The organism is Vicinamibacteria bacterium (assembly GCA_035620555.1).
Taxonomy (GTDB): domain Bacteria; phylum Acidobacteriota; class Vicinamibacteria; order Marinacidobacterales; family SMYC01; genus DASPGQ01.
Window position 1 is genome coordinate 1 of record DASPGQ010000151.1, and the last position, 4,601, is coordinate 4,601.

The 4,601-nt window shown below is 65.0% G+C and carries 5 protein-coding genes; 2 read left to right on the forward strand and 3 right to left on the reverse strand.

Annotation, left to right across the window (positions count from 1 at the left end):
• Both pepE and VEK15_05900 read left to right on the forward strand, forming a co-directional pair.
• The coding region (gene pepE, locus VEK15_05895; protein ID HXV60206.1) for a dipeptidase PepE at nt 1-612 on the forward strand (612 nt) is incomplete at its 5' end.
• Nucleotides 609-1,607 carry an ornithine cyclodeaminase family protein gene (locus tag VEK15_05900; protein ID HXV60207.1) on the forward strand — a complete coding sequence of 333 codons (999 nt, stop codon included), beginning with the start codon at nt 609-611 and terminating at the stop codon, nt 1,605-1,607. The genes pepE and VEK15_05900, both read left to right, overlap by 4 nt.
• Nucleotides 1,608-1,611: 4 nt before the next feature.
• On the opposite strand, the gene VEK15_05905 is transcribed toward VEK15_05900, so the two are convergent.
• The 3 genes from VEK15_05905 to VEK15_05915 all read right to left on the reverse strand — a co-directional run.
• Nucleotides 1,612-2,619, reverse strand: coding sequence for an ABC transporter ATP-binding protein (locus VEK15_05905; GenBank protein HXV60208.1), 1,008 nt, complete (start codon nt 2,617-2,619; stop codon nt 1,612-1,614).
• Nucleotides 2,607-4,100 (reverse strand): hypothetical protein, encoded by a 1,494-nt coding sequence (locus tag VEK15_05910; protein ID HXV60209.1) that lies wholly within the window; start codon nt 4,098-4,100, stop codon nt 2,607-2,609. Before VEK15_05910 ends, VEK15_05905 begins: the two co-directional genes overlap by 13 nt.
• A gap of 19 nt (nt 4,101-4,119) precedes the next feature.
• Nucleotides 4,120-4,601, reverse strand: a 482-nt coding sequence (locus VEK15_05915) for an extracellular solute-binding protein (GenBank protein ID HXV60210.1), incomplete at its 5' end; no start/stop codon positions are given.

A 4,601-nucleotide genomic window follows, 5' to 3' on the forward strand; every position in this document is an offset into this window, starting at 1 on the left:
GTCCCCTACGCTCTCTTCGACCGCGACGCCTACGCTGGCCAGGCGCAGGCGCGTTTCGAAGCGCTCGGTGTTTCGCTCGACTCCGTCCACCGTTCTCCCGACGCACGACGGGCCGTCGAGGACGCGGAGTCGCTTTTCATCGGCGGAGGAAACACGTTCCGGCTCCTGAAGGCCCTCTACGATTGCGACCTTCTGGAGCCAATCCGCCGGCGAGTGGCCGAGCGGATGCCTTACATCGGCTCGAGCGCCGGTTCGATCGTTTCCGGTCCGACCATCAAGACGACGAAGGACATGCCGATCGTGGAGCCGCCGTCGTTCGACGCTCTCGGCCTCGCTCCGTTCCAGATCAGTCCCCACTACCTGGACCCCGATCCGGCCTCGACCCACATGGGGGAAACCCAGGAAGAACGCATCCTGCAATTCCTGGAAGAGAACACGACGCCGGTGGTGGGTCTCAGAGAGGGAACTCTGCTGCGCGTCGAGGGGGACTCCGTCCAATTGAAGGGCGTGGCGAGCGCCCGGGTGTTCCGAAGAGGCCGAAAGCCCGTTGAGATCGAGCCCGGTGCGATGCTCGACGAGCTGGTTTGGCCGGTTCGGACGGAGGGCGCATGAAACTCGAGGGCACACTCCTTCTCGCGCGTTCCGAGGTCAAGGGGCTCCTCGGTCTCGAGGATTGTATGGCCGCGGTGGAAGATGCCTTGGAGCTTCATGCCAAGGGCCTCGCAGCGCCTCCGGCAATCCTCGGAATCCATGCCGAAGACGGAGGGTTCCACATCAAAGCGGGTCTCCTGAAGCTCGGCTCGAGGCCTTACTTCGCGGCGAAGACCAACGCCAACTTTCCCGCCAACGCGAGGCGCTTCGGGCTACCCCTCATTCAAGGAGTGATTGCGTTGTTCGACGCGGAGAACGGACGGCCGCTGGCACTCATGGACTCGATGGAGTTAACGGTCCTCCGCACGGGCGCGGCGACCGGCGTGGCGGCGAAGCATTTGGCCCGGACGGACGCGAAGGTGGCGACGATCTGTGGCTGCGGCAACCAGGGTCGGATCTCTCTCATGGCGCTCGCCAGGGTGCGACCGCTCACCCGCGTCTACGCTTTCGACGTCGATGAGAGCCGAGCCCGTCGGTTCGCGGCCGAGATGTCTGAGGAGACCGGCATCGCGGTCGAGGCCGTCGCCGAACTCGCCCCGGCCGTTGGCAACAGCGACATCTGCGTTACCGCGACGCCATCGAAACGACATTTCATTCATCGCGGGCTCGTATCGACGGGGACGTTCATCGCCGCGGTGGGCGCCGACAACGAGGAGAAGCAGGAGATCGACCCCGCGCTCATCGCATCGAGCAAAGTCGTGGTGGACTCGCTCGAGCAATGCGCGACGATTGGCGATCTCCACCACGCGCTCGAGCATGGGTTGATGGCACGGGCGGACGTGCACGCGGAGCTCGGGGAAGTGATCGCCGGACTGAAGGAAGGGCGCATGTCGGAGAGCGAGATCATCATTTTCGACAGCACGGGGATCGCGCTCGAGGACGTGGCGGCCGCGGCGACGGTCTACGAGAACGCGATGAGCCAGGGAGTGGGCCAGGTCTGGAACATGGGGGACTGAGGAGCTAGCGAGCTACCGGCCAGCCGCGGAGCGCGCGAACGCCAATCGTTTCTCCCCGAGCCGGAGGGGATCCAACATGGAACCAGACGGCTCCGAACCGAGTGAAAGCTCGCACGAGATAGCGATCGCCTGCGAAGAGAACTTCATCCACTCGGGCGGGCTCCCCCTCTTCAGCTGGCGAGACGTCTTCCGGCCGTAGGACGACGTCGATCTCGTCCCCGGCGCGGAGATCCGTCCTCGGATTGGGAACGTTCCCCAGTGACGTACGGAGCTCGTTCCCATCGACCGTTGCCGGTACCAGCGCGGCCCTCCCGACGAACGTGGCGACGAAAGCGCTTGCGGGATGCCGGTAGAGCGTTTCGGGATTACCGACCTGCTCGATCGTTCCCCGGTTCAGTACGGCGACCCGGTCCGCGAGAGCGAACGCGTCTTCGAGGTCGTGCGTGACGTAGACAATCGTAACCGGGTGGGCTTGGCGAAGATCGAGCAGCAGACGTCGGAGATCGAAGCGAAGCCGGGGATCGAGGTTGGCGAACGGCTCATCGAGGAGAAGGACGTCTGGCCTTGCCGCGAGCGCCCGGGCCAAAGCGAGCCGCTGCCGCTCGCCACCCGACATGTGCGCGGGAGGGCGGCCCCCGAAACCCGCGAGCCCTACGTCCTTCAGAAGAGCCTGGCGGTCGGGGCCCTCGAGTGCGGGCGCCATGAAATGGAGCTGTTCGTCGCACGTCAAGTGCGGCCACAAAGCGAGATCCTGAAACACGAGCGAGAGATGCCTGGCGGCTGGCTCCAAAAGAATTCGCCCATCGGCGCTCGCGGTCTGTCCGTTCAGCCAGATCGTGCCGGCTTTTGGAGTCTCGAGTCCGGCAACGAGTCGAAGGATGGTGCTCTTGCCCGAGCCGGAGGCTCCGAGGATGACGACAAGCTCCTTCGCGCGTACGTCGATGGAGACATCGTGGAGGACGGGGCGCTCCTCGTACGAGAAACGGATTCCATCGAGCCTCAGAACAGCCATCGGCTCTTCCGTAAGGTAACGATGAGCCAGAGAACGACGGGCAAGGTGAGAGCCATTTGAGCGAGCGACAGGCTTGCTTGAAGTCCGCGAGGCGAGTTCGCCATGACCGTGTAGAGACGCACCGCGAGCGTTTCGCCTCCCGGCGGATAGATGGTGACCACGGTGTCCAGATCGCGAATAGCAAATAGGAGAAAAGCACTCGAGCCGGCGACGAGGGCCGGCACGATTTGGGGGAAGAGGACTCGATACGCGATGGACGCCTCGCCTCGGCCGGCGAGCCGCGCCACCTGTTCCTGCGCGACGGGGACGTTGGCAAGGCCCGCGTCGATCGTCCGTTCCGTCAGCAAGGTGTATCGCAACCCCACGGCTACCACGAGCAGACCGATCGTTCCGTAAAGAGGCGGTCGGTTCGGAAGGTTCCAGAAACCGATGAGGCCGATGCCGAGTACGGCTCCCGGGAGCACGAAGAACGTCAGCGAGGCCCATCGAACCCATCGAGCGCCTCGACGGGCGAGAAGCGCGAGGGCGGAGCCGATGAGGACGGCGGCGAGACAGCCAATGCCCGCTACCAACAAGCTATTCAGAGCAGGAGGAATCGCCATGGGAATTGCGCGTAATAGCCCTGGCGCGTCGATTTCCAAAAGCGTGAGCAGAAGAGGCAAACCGGGCGAGGCAACGACGATGGCGAGGCAGAGGGCTCGCGCGGACAGTGTCCATCTTTCGAGCTCGAAGATCCGGGCGGGGCGAAGCCGGGTGGCGAAGACGTCGACGCGTCGGAGCGCGGTCGACTCGACGACCAGGAGCACAAGAACCACACCGATGAGAGGAATCGCCGCGAGGGCGGCCCCGGCGGCATCGTAGGTGGCCGCATAGCGAAGCGCGATCTGACCGGAGTACACGGTCAGGCCGAGGAACGCGGGAGCACCGAGCTCGGAAAGCCCGAGAAGAAACACGATTCCCGCCGCCGCGAACGCCCAGGGGCGGACGAGAGGCCACGTGATTTGGCGAACGGTCGCGAGCGTCCCACGAGCGAGCAGTCCCGCTTCCTCGAGCGCCGGGTCGATACTCGCGAGGCCCGCGCGCAGGAAGACGAAAGGGATGGGGTAGAGCGCGAGGGAGAGCACGAGAGTCGAGGCGAGGAGCGGCTCTTGGGGAAGCCAGGGGCGAAAAGCCAGCGCCATGTTGTAAGGCGGAAGCGCGAGCGGGACGAGGGCGATCGCCGAGAGCAGGTTTCGCTCTGGAGTTCGCGTCTTGCCGGTGAAGAAGGCAAGAGACGCACCCAGCACGCTCGCACCCAAGGCGCTGAGGATCCCGAGGGCGAGACTTCTTCCGAGCGCCGCCCAGGTGGATTTTGATACCGCGAGCGCTCCCAGCTCGGCGCTTCGCTCCGAAAGAGCGCTCCCGTAAGTCCACAGGAGCGGTCCGGCTCCGAGCGCGACGAACGCCATCGCCACCAGGAGGAGCCCCGCGCGGAAGATCATGGGGTATCACCGGGCGGACTCAGAGACCGGCCCAGCTCTTCAGATAGGGTTGGATCGCTTCGATCTTGCGAGCGACCTCTTCGAAGTCGACGTTCATGAACCGCACTTCCGCAAGACCGAAACCTTCGGGCGGGGCGCCACCGGGAAGGACCGGGATCTGCCCGGCGCTCTCGCGGAGCATCGTCTCGGTCTCCGAAGTCAACAGGAAGTCGATGAGCGTCTGCGCCTGCTCGGGGTTCGGGCCTCCACGCATCCGGGCGACCGCGTTGGGCATGAACAACGTACCGACGCCGTCCTGGTCGGGAAAGCGGAGCCCCAGAGGGTCCCCGTCCTCGAGCGCGACGAAGGCATCGTCGGTGTCGGTCAGGGCATAGGGCACTTCGCCGGTCACCGCGAGACGAAGCGACTCGCTGTTCGAGCTGACCATGCGTGTTCCCGCGGCTTTCAGGCCATCGAAAAGGGCTCGCGCTTGCTCGTCGCCGAGGACAACGAAAAGCGCCG

Excerpts from the sequence above, each read along its gene's own strand:
- VEK15_05910 (HXV60209.1), bottom strand. The coding sequence starts at position 4,100 with ATGATCTTCCGCGCGGGGCTCCTCCTGGTGGCGATGGCGTTCGTCGCG.
- VEK15_05900 (HXV60207.1), top strand. The coding sequence starts at position 609 with ATGAAACTCGAGGGCACACTCCTTCTCGCGCGTTCCGAGGTCAAGGGG.
- VEK15_05905 (HXV60208.1), bottom strand. The coding sequence starts at position 2,619 with ATGGCTGTTCTGAGGCTCGATGGAATCCGTTTCTCGTACGAGGAGCGC.